This is a genomic window from Streptomyces sp. NPDC050418 (assembly GCF_044458745.1).
Taxonomy (GTDB): domain Bacteria; phylum Actinomycetota; class Actinomycetes; order Streptomycetales; family Streptomycetaceae; genus Streptomyces.
In genome coordinates this window covers 1-16091 of sequence record NZ_JBITIG010000018.1, presented here as the reverse complement: position 1 = coordinate 16091, position 16091 = coordinate 1, and the positions used below count along the sequence as shown (strand labels likewise).

The 16091-nt window shown below is 71.2% G+C and carries 13 protein-coding genes; 10 read left to right on the top strand and 3 right to left on the bottom strand.

Annotation, left to right across the window (positions count from 1 at the left end):
* Positions 1–3 precede the first annotated feature (3 nt).
* Together ACIBI4_RS33455 and ACIBI4_RS33450 are read left to right on the top strand one after the other, a co-directional pair.
* Positions 4–1422: an ATP-binding protein gene (locus ACIBI4_RS33455; protein WP_399207984.1), complete on the top strand. Its 1419-nt coding sequence runs from the start codon at positions 4–6 to the stop codon at positions 1420–1422.
* A 13-nt stretch (positions 1423–1435) separates the two neighbouring features.
* Positions 1436–2995 (top strand): type VI secretion protein, encoded by a 1560-nt coding sequence (locus ACIBI4_RS33450; protein ID WP_399207983.1) that lies wholly within the window; start codon positions 1436–1438, stop codon positions 2993–2995.
* Here the strand turns inward: ACIBI4_RS33450 and ACIBI4_RS33445 are convergent.
* On the bottom strand, positions 2992–3612 hold the full coding sequence (locus ACIBI4_RS33445; protein ID WP_399207982.1) for a TetR/AcrR family transcriptional regulator: 621 nt from the start codon (positions 3610–3612) through the stop codon (positions 2992–2994). The two genes, ACIBI4_RS33450 and ACIBI4_RS33445, sit on opposite strands and share 4 nt — an antisense overlap.
* 123 nt (positions 3613–3735) lie before the next feature.
* On the opposite strand from ACIBI4_RS33445, the gene ACIBI4_RS33440 reads away from it, so the two are divergent.
* Together ACIBI4_RS33440 and ACIBI4_RS33435 are read left to right on the top strand one after the other, a co-directional pair.
* On the top strand, positions 3736–5259 hold the full coding sequence (locus ACIBI4_RS33440) for an MFS transporter (RefSeq protein WP_399207981.1): 1524 nt from the start codon (positions 3736–3738) through the stop codon (positions 5257–5259).
* Between the two features lie 94 nt (positions 5260–5353).
* Positions 5354–5932 (top strand): NADPH-dependent FMN reductase, encoded by a 579-nt coding sequence (locus tag ACIBI4_RS33435; protein ID WP_399207980.1) that lies wholly within the window; start codon positions 5354–5356, stop codon positions 5930–5932.
* A 12-nt stretch (positions 5933–5944) separates the two neighbouring features.
* On the opposite strand, the gene ACIBI4_RS33430 is transcribed toward ACIBI4_RS33435, so the two are convergent.
* Positions 5945–6493, bottom strand: a complete 549-nt coding sequence (locus ACIBI4_RS33430; protein ID WP_399207979.1) for a GNAT family N-acetyltransferase — start codon at positions 6491–6493, stop codon at positions 5945–5947.
* 185 nt (positions 6494–6678) lie between these two features.
* On the opposite strand from ACIBI4_RS33430, the gene ACIBI4_RS33425 reads away from it, so the two are divergent.
* From ACIBI4_RS33425 to ACIBI4_RS33410, 4 genes are read left to right on the top strand one after another with little or no spacing between them, the layout of a single operon-like run.
* Positions 6679–7626, top strand: a complete 948-nt coding sequence (locus ACIBI4_RS33425) for an ATP-binding cassette domain-containing protein (RefSeq protein ID WP_399207978.1) — start codon at positions 6679–6681, stop codon at positions 7624–7626.
* Entirely contained in the window at positions 7623–8426 is an 804-nt protein-coding gene (locus ACIBI4_RS33420) for an ABC transporter permease (RefSeq protein ID WP_399207977.1), read from the top strand. The genes ACIBI4_RS33425 and ACIBI4_RS33420 overlap by 4 nt, the downstream gene beginning before the upstream one ends.
* Before the next feature lie 24 nt (positions 8427–8450).
* The gene (locus ACIBI4_RS33415; protein WP_399207976.1) at positions 8451–9707 is read left to right on the top strand and encodes a sensor histidine kinase; all 1257 of its coding nucleotides are present in this window, start codon (positions 8451–8453) and stop codon (positions 9705–9707) included.
* The gene (locus ACIBI4_RS33410; protein ID WP_399207975.1) at positions 9704–10372 is read left to right on the top strand and encodes a response regulator; all 669 of its coding nucleotides are present in this window, start codon (positions 9704–9706) and stop codon (positions 10370–10372) included. The genes ACIBI4_RS33415 and ACIBI4_RS33410 overlap by 4 nt, the downstream gene beginning before the upstream one ends.
* 24 nt (positions 10373–10396) lie before the next feature.
* On the opposite strand, the gene ACIBI4_RS33405 is transcribed toward ACIBI4_RS33410, so the two are convergent.
* Positions 10397–12205, bottom strand: coding sequence for an RICIN domain-containing protein (locus ACIBI4_RS33405; protein ID WP_399207974.1), 1809 nt, complete (start codon positions 12203–12205; stop codon positions 10397–10399).
* 372 nt (positions 12206–12577) lie between these two features.
* Here ACIBI4_RS33405 and ACIBI4_RS33400 point away from each other — a divergent pair, with 372 nt between their 5' ends.
* Positions 12578–14239: a sigma factor gene (locus ACIBI4_RS33400; RefSeq protein ID WP_399207973.1), complete on the top strand. Its 1662-nt coding sequence runs from the start codon at positions 12578–12580 to the stop codon at positions 14237–14239.
* A gap of 145 nt (positions 14240–14384) precedes the next feature.
* A complete protein-coding gene (locus ACIBI4_RS33395) occupies positions 14385–15977 on the top strand; it encodes a sigma-70 family RNA polymerase sigma factor (RefSeq protein WP_399207971.1) in 1593 nt (530 codons plus the stop codon).
* The last annotated feature ends 114 nt before the right edge of the window (positions 15978–16091 follow it).

The following is a 16091-nucleotide window of genomic DNA, read 5'->3' as shown; positions in this document are numbered from 1 at the left end:
CCGATGCGAGATCCGCTGACCGCGCTCACGGACGCGTTCACCGCCTTCCTCTTCGGGAAGGTGGAGACCACGCGACTTCCCGTGCGCACCTCCACGGGCCAGGCCCAGGCCGTCTACCTGCCGACGGCCGCGCCCGGCCTCGGCGACTCCGGCGTGATCATCGGCCGTGAGGTCTACAGCGGCAAGGGCTACATCTACGACCCCTTCCAGCTGTACGGGCAGCAGCTGCCGGCGCCGCACTGGCTGGTGCTCGGCGAGTCGGGCAACGGCAAGTCGGCGCTGGAGAAGACGTACGTCCTGCGGCAGTTGAGGTTCCGCGACCGGCAGGTCGTCGTGCTCGACGCGCAGGGCGAGGACGGAGTGGGCGAGTGGAACCTCATCGCCCAGGAGCTGGGGATAACGCCGATCCGGCTCGACCCGACCGCCGCGCTCGACATGGGTATCCGCCTCAACCCCCTCGACCCCTCGATCACGACCACCGGTCAGCTCGCCCTGCTCCGGACGATCATCGAGGTCGCGATGGGACACGGGCTCGACGAGCGCTCGGGCTTCGCGCTGAAGGTCGCGCACGCCTACGTCAACGAGACGATCGTGGAGCGCCAGCCCGTCCTGTCCGACATCGTCGAGCAACTGCGCCACCCCGAGCCGGAGTCGGCCGAGGCGATGAACGTGGCGCTCGAGGACGTACGGGCGTGGGGGCTCGACGTCGCGCTGGTGCTCGACCGGCTGGTCGACGGTGACCTGCGGGGCATGTTCGACGGCCCGACGACGGTCGGGATCGACCTCGACGCCCCGCTGATCGTCTTCGACCTCTCGCACATCGACCGGAACTCGATCGCGATGCCGATCCTGATGGCGATCGTGGGTGTGTGGCTGGAGCACACGTGGATCCGTCCTGACCGCAAGAAGCGCATCTTCCTGGTGGAGGAGGCGTGGCACATCATCAACTCGCCTTTCGTGGCCCAGCTGTTCCAGCGGCTCCTGAAGTTCGGCCGGCGCCTCGGCCTCTCGTTCGTGGCGGTGGTCCACCACCTGTCGGACGTGGTGGACGGTGCGGCGGCGAAGGAGGCCGCGGCGATCCTGAAGATGGCGTCCACGCGCACGATCTACGCCCAGAAGGCGGACGAGGCGAGGGCCACGGGACGGGTGCTCGGTCTGCCCCGCTGGGCCGTGGAGATCATTCCCACGCTGACGCCCGGCATCGCGGTGTGGGACGTCAACGGCAACGTCCAGGTCGTGAAACATCTGGTGACGGAGACCGAGCGTCCGCTGGTCTTCACCGACCGGGCGATGACGGAGTCGTCCCCCGACGCGGAGAGCACGGCCTCGGAGGAACTGCTCGCCGCCGAACGGGAGGCGGAGGAGCGGGCGTTGTACATGGAGCAGCAGATGGGGTCGTCGTCCGAGTCGACCGTGGCGTGAGAGCGGTGACCTGATGCGGTACGAGCATGGCCGGGGGTATCACGGTGACCCCCGGGACTCCGGCGGCTCCGGGGGCTCCGGCAGCTCCGGAGGGATTCCGGACGGGCTGCTTGTCGGGCTGCTCGGCTTCGTGCTCGGGCTCTCGGTCCTGGTGTGGACGGCGACGGGCCTCGCGGGCCTCTTCGCCCACGGCGCCTGGCCCTCGGGAGTCAGCTTCGGCCGCACTCCCATGGCCATACGGCACTTGGTGGCTGCGCCCCACGATCTGGCGGGCGCCTGGCCCACCACGCCCGCCGCGGAGCTGTCCGGATACGGGCTGTTCTGGGGGCTGGTGATCGGCCAGGCGATGATTCTCGTCGTCCTCACGATCTTCGTGATGGGGACGTGGGTGCGGTGGCGGGGGGTGCGGGCTCGGATGCGGGAGGAAGCGCGGGCTGCGCGTGAGGTGGGCGTGGAGAGGGAGTCATCCGTCTCCCCGCGTGACGTGGGCGTGGAGAGGGAGTCATCCCCCTCCCTACGCGCCGGAGGCGCGGAGCAGCTTGCGCCGGAGGCGTCAGAGGGCTTGACGCCGGAGGCGTCGGTGGAGCGGGCGCCGGAGGCGCCCATGGCCCCCGCACCGGAGGTGCGGCAACCCGTCCCGAGGCAACGGCAACGGCTGGTCCTGGGCGCCCCCCAGACCCGTAAACCCCTCGCGGTACAGGCGATCCAGGACGCCGAGGGCGCAGCCATCATCCTCACCAGCGACCCCACCCTCTGGGAGGACACCAAGGACGCACGGGCCAAGCTCGGCCCCGTCCTCCTCTACGACCCGGGCCACCTCTGCGACACCCCGGCCCGCATGCACTGGAACCCCGCCGCCGGCTGCGAGGACAAGGACACCGCCCGCCGCCGCGCCGCGGCCCTGCTCGCCCCGGTCCGCCCCACCGCGAAGCTGGACGCCGCGACGGCCGCCACTGCAGAAACGCTGCTGCGCAGCTATCTGCACGCCGCAGCCCTGGACGGACGCGCCTTCAAGCACGTCCACCGCTGGGCCCAGGGCGCCCAGGTCCAGGACGCCGTACGCATTCTCCGTACGCATACGAAGGCCGCCGCCGGTGCCGCGGGCGAGCTGGAGGCCGAGCTGACCGCGCATCCAGAACGCCGGGACATGGCACAGGAGTTGACGGCCCGCGCCCTGTCGTCCCTCTTCTCGGTGCACATCCGCGAGGCCTGCACGGCGAATCGAACCGATGCACTCACCTTGGATTCCTTCGTGGATGAAGGGGGCACCCTTTACGTGGTGGGGGAAGCGATCGAGGATCCCCGGAGTCAGCCGGGTGCGATGCCTCTGCTCACCGCTCTCACCGCGAGCGTGGTCGAGCGTGGCCGGCACATGGCCGAACGGTCATCCGCCGGTCGCCTCGACCCACCACTGACCCTGGTCCTCGACGACGTCGCCGCCGTCGCCCCGCTCCCGCAGCTCCCGGAGCTGCTCGACAGCGCGGCGGAGCACCAGGGCCTGGTGACCCTGGCCCTCCTCCGCTCCCGCGAGCAGGGCCGCTCCCGCTGGCCGGAGGCCGAACTGCCGGTCTAGTCCGCCGGCTTGCCGTACAGCTGCAGGAAGAGCTCGACCCCTTCCCGTGCGAGCCGTTCGAACTCCTCGGGCTCCAGCGGCAGCGCACCCTGAGCCGACTCGGCCGACACGGCACCCGCCGTGAACAGCGCCAGATGGCGGGTCGCCCGGCCCACGTTCTCCTCGTCGACCGCGAGCAGACCTGCCCGCCCCGCCGCGAGAAGGTGCTCGCTCAGCGCCTCTTGAGTCGCCTTCGGCCCGATCCGCCGCCACTCCTGCAGCACATCGAGCGGCAGCCGGTTCGCCTCGGCGATGATCTGGCGTACGAGAGCGAAGTGCTCGGGATGCGTCTCCGCACCCCCGACCCAGTCGATCACCATGTCGTACAGGTCCACGGCCGGGTCCCGGAACTTGTGGAAGTGCCGGGCGAGCAGCTCCTGCTGGGCCGTCGTCACCGCCACCGAGCTGTCCATCAGAACCGCGCGGAACAGCCCCTCTTTGTCACCGAAGTGGTTGTAGAGGGTCCGGCTGGAGACCCCGGCCTCCGCGGCGATCGCGTCGATGCTCGCCCGCGTATAACCGTCGCGGCCGAAGACGGCACGGGCACCCTCCAGGATGGCCTGCCTCTTCTCCAACATCCCCTTACGCAAAGGCTTTTGCTCGGTTTCATCCCGCTTCGCCATGCCAAACCTCAACCTAGCCTGACCCGAAAATTACAATGACCGTTGTAATAACTACAACGTGCGTTGTAGTTTATCGCCATGCCCACCACAGTGCACACCCCGGCACACAGGGGAAAGACGACACTGGCCGTAGTCCTCCTCGGCCTCTTCACCCTCCCGATGGCCATGTCCGGCACCACCGTGGCCCTGCCCGGCATCGGCGCCGACCTCGACGCGAGCGGCGCGGCCCTCACCTGGGTGGTCACCGGCTACTTCCTGGCCGCCTCGTCCTTCATGCTCGTGGCCGGTTCGCTCGGCGATCTCTACGGCCGCCGCCGGCTCTTCTCGCTCGGCGCGCTCGTCTACACCGTGAGCACCGTCGCCTCGGCCGCCGCCCAGCACATCGTGCTGCTCGACCTCGCCCGCGTCATGGTCGGCATCGGCGCGGCCGGAGTGATGGCCACCGGCACCGCGGTGCTCGCCACGCTCTTCGAAGGTCCCGCCCGCACCAAGGCATTCGCCCTCGCCGGCACCACCGGCTCGCTCGGCCTCTCGCTCGGCCCGACGGTCTCCGGCTCGATCGTCGACGCACTCGGCTGGCGCGCCACCTTCCTGCTCTACGCGGCCGTCGGCGTGGTCATCCTCCTAGGCTCCGCCGCACTGCCCGACGCCCGCGCCGCGGTCCGCCCGCAGGTCGACAAGGCCGGCGCCGCCACGTTCATCGCGGGTCTCGCCCTCACCCTGTTCGCCATCACCCAGGCCTCCGCCGCAGGCTGGCTCGCCCTGCCCACGCTGCTGCCGCTCGCCCTCGGCCTGGCGCTGCTCGTGGCCTTCGTACGGATCGAACGTCGGGTCACGGCCGCGGGCCGCCGGCCCATCCTCGACCTCTCCCTGACCGGCAACCGCCGCTTCCTCGCCTGGCCCCTCGGCTCCTTCGCCATAGGCGCGGGCACCGGAGCGGTCCTCGTCTTCCTGCCGACCTTCCTCCAGGGCACCAGCGGGTTCAGCGCACGGGAAGCGGGGCTCGTCCTGCTCTTCCAGAGCATTCCGATGGCCGTGATGCCCCAGGCCGGCGCCCGCCTCGTCAACCGCGGCGTCCCCGCGCGCACCCTGCTCCTGACGTCCCTGGCGCTGCTCGCCGTCGGCAACGTCTGGCTCGGTATTGTCCTGCACGCCGGCATGGTCACCGCCGAACTCGCCGCACCCGTCCTGCTCCTCGGCCTCGCCACCGGCCTCTCCCTGGGCATCATCGACGCCCAGGCGCTGACCATGGTCGAGCCCTCCCGTACGGGTATGGCCTCCGGCTTCCTCAACACGGTCCGCGGCGGGACCGGCGCCGTGATGCTCACCGTCTTCGGCACGCTGCTGCTCGCCCTGCTCTCGGCAAGCGCCGGATCACCGCAGGCGGCGGGCCGGATCTCGTCCGGAGTGCCCCAAGACCCGCACCAGGCGGCTCAGTTCGCCGAGGCGATGCGGCTCGGGCTCTGGGCCGTGGCGGGACTGCTCGCCGTCCTCACGGTGGCCGTGGCAATCCTGTCCCGGACGGCCGGGCACACCCGCACGGACCGTACGACCACCGCCCCGGTCCGTTCGGCGGAACGCACAACACTGCAGACTCGCTGACCGCCCCTCGAACACAACTGTCCACCAGATGAACACGCCTGAGCTCCCGGCCCCGTCGGCTCCGGAGCCCGTGCACCACAGAGGAGACACCCACATGTCCACCACGCCCTACCGCCTCGCCGTCATCATCGGCTCCACCCGTGACGGCCGCTTCGGGCCCACTGTCGGCCAGTGGTTCACCGCCCTCGCCGAGGAGCACTCCGGCGCGGAGATCGACGTGATCGACGTGGCGGACGCGGAACTGCCCGCCTGCCACCCCAACTGGGGCACCGAGCGCACCCCCGCCCTCGCGACGCTGGCCGAACGCGTCGACGCGGCCGACGCCTTCGTGGTGGTCACGCCCGAGTACAACCACAGCTACCCGGCCCAGCTGAAGCACTTCATCGACCTGCACAAGACCGAGTGGGCCGCGAAGCCCGTCGGGTTCGTCTCGTACGGCGGTGTCTCGGGTGGTCTGCGCGCGGTCGAGCACCTGCGTCAGGTGTTCGCCGAGCTGCACTGCGCCACCGTCCGCGAGACCGTCAGCTTCCACGGCGCCTGGGACCACTTCGGCGAGGACGGCAAGGCCCACGACCCGCAGGGCGCTGCGGGCGCCGCCAAGACCCTGCTCGACCAGCTGGACTGGTGGGCCCGCACCCTGCGCGCGGGCCGCGCGGAGCGCCCGTACAACTAAGTGCCGCCGCCCCTACACGGGCTTGGCGAGCACCATTTCGTACTCCAGCTTCGAGGGGTCGGCCTGCAACGGGACGACCCCTCCGCTGCGTTCGAAACCGATCTTCTTGTACGCGGCCTGCGCACGGTGGTTGTCCTGGTGGACGAAGAGCCGGGCCCGCTCCACGCCCTCCACCGACCAGGACCAGTCCGCGGCGGCGGCGAACAGCCGCTGGACCAGGCCCGCGCCCCGGTGGTCGGCGTGCACGAAGACGCCGACGAAGTGCGTGCCGGTCACCGGCAGCTCGACCCCGAAGAAGTCCTCGGTCCCCGCCCGCTCGACGATCGCGACCGTCGCACCGACCCACGTACCGTCCTCGGCGACAGCGACGAACTGCCGCCCGTCCGTCCCGTGCGAGGCACCCGCGGCCCGGTCCTGCCAGAACGAGTCGGGGCGCCGCACCGCGTCCTCGTAGGTCTCCAGGTAGGCGATGGGAGCGGCCGGGTCCTGGAGGGCGAGCAGCCGCAGGTCCTTGACCTGCTGCCATTCCTGCGCGCGTACGGGGCGTATCTCGTAGTTCATACGGTGATCGTCGCCGCCGCTCCCGATCCGGCGCAAGGCCATATCGACCACACCCCGCGCCCCGCGCCCCACGCCCCGCCCCGCCCCCGGTACCGCCCACCGGTCGTACCCCGGTACTACGCACTCCCGCAGGTACCGTCCGCGGTCCGACGGAACGGCCCTGCACGCTCCGTAGCTTCATATCCATGATTCGAGCCAACGGACTCACCAAGAAGTACGGCGACAAGCCCGGCAAGTACGCAGTCGACGACCTGAGCTTCGAGGTCCACCCCGGCACCGTCACCGGCTTCCTCGGCCCCAACGGCGCCGGCAAGTCGACCACCATGCGGATGCTGCTCGGCCTCGACGCCCCGACCCGCGGCGGCGCCACCATCGGCGGCCGCGCCTACTCCACGCACCCCGCGCCGCTCACCGAGGTCGGCGCGCTCCTGGAGGCCCGCTCGGTGCACCCCGGCCGCAGCGCCCGCAACCACCTGCTCTCCCTGGCCCTCACCCACGGCATCCCGAGCTCCCGCGTCGACCACGTCCTCGATCTCGCGGGCATCACCGAAGTCGCCCGCAAGCGCGTCAAGGGCTTCTCGCTCGGCATGGGCCAGCGCCTGGGCATCGCGGCCGCGCTCCTCGGCGACCCGGCCACCGTCATCCTCGACGAGCCGGTCAACGGCCTCGACCCCGAGGGCGTCCTGTGGATCCGCAACCTCCTCAAGTCCCTTGCCGCGGAAGGCCGTACGGTCCTCGTCTCCTCACACCTGATGAGCGAGATGGCCCTGACGGCCGACCACCTGGTCATCATCGGCCGCGGCAAGCTCCTCGCGGACACCACCGTCGACGCGTTCGTACGGGAAGCGGGCGCCGGAGCCGTCATGGTCGTCACTCCGTCCGCAGCCGAACTCGCGGCGCTCCTGTCCGCACCGGAGGTGACGGTCACGACCGACTCCCCCGGCACGCTCATGGTGCGCGGCGCCGACGCCGAACACATCGCCCGTACGGCAGCGGCGCACGCCCTGCCCGTCTTCGAACTCACCCCGCAGGCCGCCTCGTTGGAACAGGCCTTCATGGACCTGACCCGCGATTCCGTCGAGTACTCCGCATCCGTCGCGTCCGCCGCTTCCGTGAAGGGATCCGCAGCATGAGCACGCTCACCCTCGCCCGCCCGTCCGACACCACCACCTCGTACGCCGTGACACCCGCCCGGATCCTGCGGTCGGAGTGGCACAAGTTCTGGACGGTCCGCTCGACCTGGATCACGCTGCTGTCCTCGGCGGCCCTGATCATCGGACTCGGGCTCCTGGTCGCCGCCAACTACGACACGGGCAGCCGCGAGTTCGTCGACCCGGTGCAGCTCGGTCTGTCGGGCTCGCAGATCGCCCAGATCTCCCTGCCCGTCCTCGGCATCCTGATGATCGCCGGCGAGTACACGACCGGCATGATCCGCGCCTCGCTCACCGCCGTGCCCAGGCGGGTGCCGGTCCTGTGGTCGAAGGCCGCCGTCCTGACCGCGATCGTCTTCCCGCTGACGTTCGTCAGCTGCCTCGTCACCTACCCGCTGACCCAGCTCTTCCTGGCCGGCACCGACCAGGAGACCGCGCTCACCGACCCGGGCGTCCTCGCGGCGATCGCCGGCACCTCGGCCGGCATCACGGCCCTGTCGGTCTTCGCGCTCGGACTCGGCGCGGTGCTCCGCTCGGTCGCGGGCGGTATCGCGGCCTTCGTCGGCGGCATCATGATCCTGCCGGAGGTCATCTCCATGATCCCCGTCGACGCCGTGGACACCGCGATCGAGTACTTCCCGGTCCAGGCCGCGGGCAATGTGGGCGCCCTGGACACCCTCGCGGGCGCTCCCTCCCCTGCCGCCTCCCTCGTCGCCCTCATCCTGTGGGCGATCGGCTCGGTCGCCGTCGCCGCCTTCTTCCTCAAGCGGCGGGACGTGTGACCTGCCGTGACGGAGGATGTCCCCGTGACTGATCAGCACAGAGAGGGCGCCCGTGCCGCGGGCGCCCTCTCGTCCACCGGCCCGCTGCAGACGGCCCTGCAGTGGGTCCGCTCCTTCGACCGCCGCCGCCCCTGGGTGTGGGACCTCGCCGTCACCCTGTTCTGGGTGGGCGCGGCGCTCACCGACTACGGGAGCAGCGGCTGGCGCGCCATCGCACAGAACCTCGACGTGCCGGGCTGGCTGCTGCTCGTCCTGAGCTTCGGCTTCACGGTGCCGCTGTACTGGCGCCGCAAGCACCCGATGGCCGTCCTCGTCGTCACGGCACCGTTCGCGCTCACCAACGGACTGACGGGCGCCATCCTGCAGGCCCACTTCGCCCTGCTGCTCGCGGTCTTCAACCTGACCGTGCACCGGCCGCTAAAACAGCTGGTCCCCGCGGCCGCCCTGGTGTTCCTGCCGCTGATCCCGGGCGCCGTCAGATATCCGCTCGCCTCCTGGGACGGATCCTTCGGACCGGCGTTCTGGGGCTTCGTCCTCACCGCCCTGCTCGGCATCGCGGTCCGCTCCCGCCGCGACCGGCTCGCCGCCCTGGAGGAGCGCGCCGAGCGCCTGGAGATCGAACGCGACCAGCAGGCCCGCCTCGCGGCCGCCGCCGAACGCGCCCGGATCGCCCGCGAGATGCACGACATCATCGGCCACAACCTGTCGGTCATCACGGGTCTGGCGGACGGCGGCGCGTACGCGGCGAAGAAGAACCCGGAACGCGCGGTCCAGGCCCTGGAGGCCATCGGCACCACGAGCCGCGGCGCCCTGGGAGAGCTGCGCCGCCTCCTCGACGTCCTGCGCGAGGAATCCCCCGCCGCCGAACTGGCCCCCGCACCGGCGCTCGGCGACCTCGACTCCCTGGTGGAGGGCGTCCGTTCGGCGGGACTCCCGGTCCGTACGACGATCCAAGGCGACCCGGCCGGGCTCCCCGCAGGACTGGAACTGTCGGTGTACCGCGTCGTCCAGGAGGCACTCACCAACACCCTGAAGCACGGCGGCCCTTCGGCCACCTCGGAAGTGGTCATCTCGTACGGAAGCGACGAGCTCACCGCGACGATCACGGACACGGGCCGCGGCAAGGAGGGCGAAGAGAGTCCCGGGGGCCGCGGGCTGGCCGGAATGCGCGAGCGAACCACCCTCTACCGGGGCACACTTGAGGCCGGACCCCACCCGGCCGGCGGCTGGCGGGTCCGACTGCGCATCCCCCTCCCGCTCTCGGAAGGCACCGCTTCGTGACGACCGTGCTCATCGTCGACGACCAGCCCATGCAGCGCTTCGGCTTCCGCATGCTCCTGGAGAGCCAGGACGACATGACCGTCGCCGGCGAGGCCGCCAACGGCACGGAAGCCATCCGCATGGTCTCCGAACTCCGGCCGGACGTCGCCCTGATGGACATCCGCATGCCAGGACTCGACGGCATCGAGGCCACCCGCCGCATCGTCGCGGCCGGCGACCGCACCCGCGTCCTGATCCTCACCACCTTCGACCTGGACGAATACGCGTACGCGGGGCTGCGGGCGGGCGCCTCCGGCTTCCTGGTGAAGGACGCCGAACCCGAGGAACTCCTCGCCGGCATCCGCGCCGTGGCCTCCGGGGACGCCGTCGTCGCGCCCAGCCTCACGCGCCGGCTCCTGGACGCGTACGCGGACAAGCTCCCGAAGCCGGGCGAGCCGGAATCGGCCGCCCAGGACTCCCGCCTGGGCCAGCTCACCGACCGGGAACGCGAGATCCTCACGGTCATCGGCCAGGGCTGGACCAACACGGAGATCGCCGCACGCTTCCACCTCGCGGAGTCGACGGTGAAGACGCATGTGGGCCGCATCCTGGCGAAGACGGGGGCACGGGACCGGGTCCAGGCGGTGATCCTGGCGTACGACACGCGCCTGGTCCGGCCCTCGTAACACCCACGCCTCACGTGCGACGCGTCACCTCCGCACCACGAACCGGAACCCGCGCTCACCGTCGGCCCGCAGCACGGCCACGGACTGCGCACCGCCCCGCCCGAGGTCCAGACTGCGCCCGGTGGACACGTTCACCAGCCGCCCGCCGTCCTCCCGGCGCCACTCCTGCGCCCGGGCCGCCGTACCGCCGTCCTGACACCGGGCCATCCGTACCTGACCTTGCGAACTCCGGCCCGCGGTCAGGCAGTTCCTGCCGCCGGGAGTCTGCAGCCGGTACGCAGCCGAAGTCCCGCCGCTCCCCACCTCGGCCCGCCGCCACCGCTGCGACCGCGCACCTTGCCGGCAGGGCACGGCAACGGGCACGACGCCCTGGCGTCCGCGGCCGGGGAGGGCGAGACAGCGGTCGCCGGAGGTGGCGATACGGACCGGGGTGCCGGAATCGCGTGACGCTCCCGGCCGACCCGAATCGCCTGACGACCCTGCTGATCCTGACGACCCTGCTGATCCTGCTGATCCTGCTGATCCAGGCGCATCGGACGCCGCGGCCTGCGCGAACAGCATCTTGAACCCGGCCTCCTCGCCACCGCCGTTCACACGCATCTCCGTCGCACGGTTCACCAGCTCGTAGTGGTCCTTCGCGGGCCCGTGCGCGTCCGCCATCCACCACTGCTGCCGCGCCTCGCCCTTGGCGCAGTCCTCCAGAACGGGCTCCTCGCGCTTCTCGTCGTCCGGGGCGAGCCGACTGCTCAGGCACTGGCGAGCGGACAGCAGCTCCAGCGTGAAGTACCCGTCATCGTCGATGGTCCGCCGCCACAACTGGCCGTCAGCACACCTCCGTTGGGCGACCGGCTCACCCGCCCCGCCCCCGACCAGGCACTGGCCGCTCTTCAGGTTGGCCAGCTGTGCCTCCACCGGTGGCGCCGGCTGGTCCTTGATGAGGTAGCCGCTGTTGGCGAGGTTCGACTCGGGCTTCTCCGCGAGCGGGCTGCCGGGCGCGGGCCTCGGATCGAAGTAGGCGAACTCGTCCTTGCGGCAGTCGAGATGCGTCCCCGCCATCACATCGTCGCAACGCGGTGTCTCGTCGTAGCCACGGCAGATCGGGTCGCCGCCCTGCGTCTTGTCGTTGTCGCAGTGGTTCACGCCGAAGCCATGGATCAGCTCATGGGTCATGGCGCCCTCACCCCAGCACCCGTATCCGGCCGAAGCCCAGCCGCCGCCCAGCAGGCCGCGTCCGCCGCCGCCGAGGCCGCACCCGTCCATCTCGACGGTGTCGAAGAAGAGCATGCGCTTGTGCCGGCTTCCCCACTCGCCGACGGCCTTCTTCGCCTCCTCGCTGCCCGGGGTCAGCCCCGCCTTCTCGGCGACGGCCTCGTCCGCCGTACGGTTCGCGGCCTGCACCGCGTCCCCGAGCTTGGGCTTCGCGGCCAGACCGGCCACACTCAGCACCTTGACCTCGACCTGGCACTTCTCGTCCTGGACGAACCGCACGCGGCGGCTGTCGCCCTGCCCGAAGCGCCGTGCGCTCGCTTCGAAGACCTGGTCGATGTCCCAGACGATGCGCCGGATCGTATTGCGGGCCTCGTCGATACGGTTCTCGCCCTCGCGGTGGACGTAGAAGACCTCGACCCAGCCCTTGTCCGGGGAGTCCTCGTCGTCGCACGCCACCGGAGGTGTCGCACCCTCCGAGCGGACGGGCACGTTCTCGGGCGGCGCTTCATCGGCCCAGCCCGGCAGACCCACCAGGGTCCACACCAGAGCCAGCACCAACCCGAGCACGACGGGGACACCAATTCCCCAGCTCAGCCGGTGTCTTGCAGTGTGCTGTGCACTCACGGGCACGTCCTCCTGCTCACCGAGGAGACGGCGCGAGCAGAACGGCGACCGCCCGGAGCAGGAGGTCGGCCGGGACCGTAACACCGCTTGCGACGCCTCGTCCAGCAGATGACCACCGGCGACATCGCAAGGTAAAGCGTCGGCAAAGCAGCGGGATGGACCGCCCCTCCCCGACTCCTCCCTCCACGACAGGCCGCAACGACGGCCCCGACGAGGAGAGGAGACCCGCGAGGACGAACGCGACAAGCCCTGTGGAGCAGGAGGTCAGCGGGCGGCGGTGCACACCCCCACCCCCACGGTGCACCGCCGCCCGCCCTGCGAACCCGAACCCCGCATCCCGCATCCCGCATCCGTTCAGGAAGGAGCCCGCACATGACCCACACGCCGGACAAGCCCCGCCGCAAAGGGCCCACCGGCCTCCACGCCCGCTTCGTGGAGCCGTACCAACGCGCCCTGGAACACCACCGCTTCCGCCCGCCCGCCGACAGCGACGCCCTGATCGCGGCCCGTGTGCACCGCGGCGACGCGGCCGCCTTCCAGGCCATCGTCGTACGGCACCGGCCCGCCGTCGCCGCCTATCTGCGCACCTGCACCGCCGACCCGCACACCGCCGAGGACCTCACCGACCGCACCTTCGCCCGCGCCTTCGCGGCGGCCGCCCGCGGCAGCGACCCCACCATGTCGTGGCGGCTGCATCTGCTCGCGACGGCCCGCGGCCTGGCGGTACGCGCCTGGGGCCACCGCCCCGACACCTTCGCCGCTCCCTTCCGCACCTGGGCGGACACCGGCGGAACCTGGTCCCTCGAATCCCGCTCCCGCCTCGCCGAGGCCTACCGCCTGCTGCCCGAACGGTGGCAGACCGTCTTGTGGCACACGGTCGTCGAGGGCGAGGGCCGCGCGGTCACCCTCGCCTGCCTGGGCCTGCGCCGCGAGGAGTACGGCCGCTTCACGTCCCGCGCCCGCACCGCCCTGCACGAGGCCTACCTCGAACTCCACCAGCGCACCGCCGAGTCCTCCGCGGAGTGCGTCCGCTACGGGGCCCTGCTCGCGACCGCCCTGACCGGCTCCTCGTACGGCACGGACCGTACGTACGACGGCTCGGTCGCCTACGAACGCAAGGCCGCCTACGAACGCATCGCCGACCACCTCGCCGGCTGCGCCCTCTGCCGCGAGGCCTACACCGACCTCTCCGACCTGGACGCCCAACTACGCGCCCAACTGCCGCCGTTGCTCCTCGGCTGGTGGCCTGGCCCGGAGTACCGCGAACTCCGCGCGGCCCAGCCCGTCCCGGCCCGCCCGCCCGCCTTCCTCGCGGAAGCGGTGCGCACGGCGGCCCGCGAACGGCGCCGCCGCCGCGCCCTGCGCCACCATGTCACCAGCCGCCGCGCCGCCGTCTGCCTCCTGACGCTCGCCCTCGGCACCTGGCTCTCCCTCTCCCTGTACGAGTCCCTGGTACGCCCCGCGCCCCCGCACGCCCTGGGCGAGCAACCCCCGTTGCCCCCACAGGACCCGGACACCACACATTCCGCACTCCCCGGATCCCCCGAACCGACCCGCACGACCCCGAGCACGGCCCCCGTGGTGCCGCCCCGGCCCGGGGCCACCCAGCGCCCGCGCCCCACGCCCACGCCTCCCCTCGAACCGGCCGGCTACGAGGAACCCCAACTCCTCGACGCCACAGGCCCGATCCCCGCCGAAGCCTTCACGCTGCACACGGGCACCACCGCGGGCCCGGACGGCACCCGCACCCTGCCCTCCGGCACCTGGCTCCGCTACGACAACGTGGACTTCGGCACCACGGCCAAGCACCGGGCCCACCTACGCCTCGCGGCCCCCGCGGCACCAGGCACCCAACTCACCCTCCGCCTGGACGACTCGGCCACCCCGGCCGCCCTGGCCACCCTCTCCGGGACCGCCTCACCGGACGTCTCCCTCACCGAGGGCACGACCGGCATCCACACGGTCCTGATCGAGGTCACGTGCGCGGGAACGGACCCCTGCCTCCGCCTGGCCTCGACGAGCTTCACTCCGTAACCCTGGCCCGGTCGAGGGACTTCTGGCGTTTCATCCAGGATCACCCGCCTTTCTCACGAAATCGCCAACCACCCCTTCCGTACAGCGATTTCAAGCCACACACTGTCCCCGCGGCGCACAGCCACCGACCACTGGGGGACACCGAATGACCTTGTCCGACGCAGACCTGACCCGCGCCGTACGGACCGACGAGGCCGAAGCTGCCGTCGAGGCCGAAGCGGCTGTCGAGGAGCTGTACCGGCGCCACCGCCCGGCCGTCCTCGCGTACGCCCGCACCTGCTGCCGCGACCCGCACACCGCGGAGGACCTGGCCTCGGAGGCCTTCACCCGCACCCTGCAGACCGTCCGCACGGGCGGCGGACCGGAGGCGGCCTGGCGCCCCTACCTCCTGTCGGTGGTCCGCCGCACGGCCGCCGACTGGGCGGGCACCGCCCGGCGCACCGAACTCGCCCCGGACTTCGAAGCGTGGCTGGAAACCGCGCCCACAGCGGAAAGCGGCGAGGAGCGCGTCCTGCGCCTGGAGGACCACTCCCTGGTCCTACGGAGCTTCCGTGCCCTGCCCGAACGCTGGCAGACAGTCCTGTGGCACACCCTCGTCGAGGGCGAACCGGCCCAGAAAGTCGCCCCTCTCCTCGGCATCGGCACCAGCGGCGTCGGCTCACTTGTCGCGCGCGCCCGCGAAGGGCTGCGCGAGGCCTACCTCACCGCCCACATAGAAAAGGCCGAGGGTGCGGAGTGCCGCCACTTCAGCGGGCTCCTCGCCGCGGCCGTCCGCCGCACGGGCCGCCGCCCCAGCAAGGACCTCAACCGCCACCTCGACCACTGCGCACCATGCCGTCGCGCCCAACTTGAACTCACCGACCTCAACGAACGCATGCAGGTGGTCCTCCCGGGCGCCCTGCTTCTCTGGTCGGCCCCGGCCTACCTGGCCACCCGCCTCGCGGAAGCGGGCACGGTCTCCACCGCCCCGACGATCCTGGCCCCCACCAAGGCCAAGCTGCTGGGGCCGGTGGGCACGAGTGCGCTTGCGGGAGGCGTCCTGATCGCGGCACTCGGCGGCTACCTGCTCCTGCCGGACGACAACCCGGCACCGAACGCCACACCGCCGGCCCCCACCGCTACGGTCTTCGCGGAACCCACCCCCTCCGACGGCTCGCCGTCACCGTCCCCGTCCGGCCCACCGAAGCCGAAGACGTCGAAATCCTCCGCGAGCCCGAAGCGCGCCGAGCCCACCACTGTACCTCCCACCCCCTCCGCACGCCTGGACGCGAACACCACTCATCTCCGCATCGCCTCGACGGGCCAGTGCATGGGCATCGGCTCCGGCGAGGACGACGAACCGCGCGAGGAGGCATGCAACGGCTCGGACCGTCAGATCTGGGAACTGATCCAGACAGGCGATGACGGACTAGGAGTGCTCCGCAACAAAGCCAGCGGTCTGTGCCTGTCCAACGAGGGCGACTTCGAGCAGAAGGACGGCGCGCGCGTCTATCAGTCCGCATGCAGCACCGACGACTACCGGCCCATCTACCAGATCTGGGAAGTCCACATCCTGGAGGAGCCCGGGCAGGTCGTGTTCGCGCCGTACGGCAGCACCGGCACCAAACAGCGCCTCGGCCTCAACGACTGGAAGGCTGCCGGCGACGGAGACGCGCACTCTCCGGAGATCGGCATCACGACGAATTACTACGGGACGGATTCCCTGATCTTCCGCTTCGACGGAAAGCTGGACGTCTAAAACACGTCCACAACGCAGAAAACCCCCGAGTCTGATGACTCGGGGGTTTTCTCTACAATTAGTTCGGCGGCGTCCTACTCTCCCACAGGGTCCCCCCTGCAGTACCATCGGCGC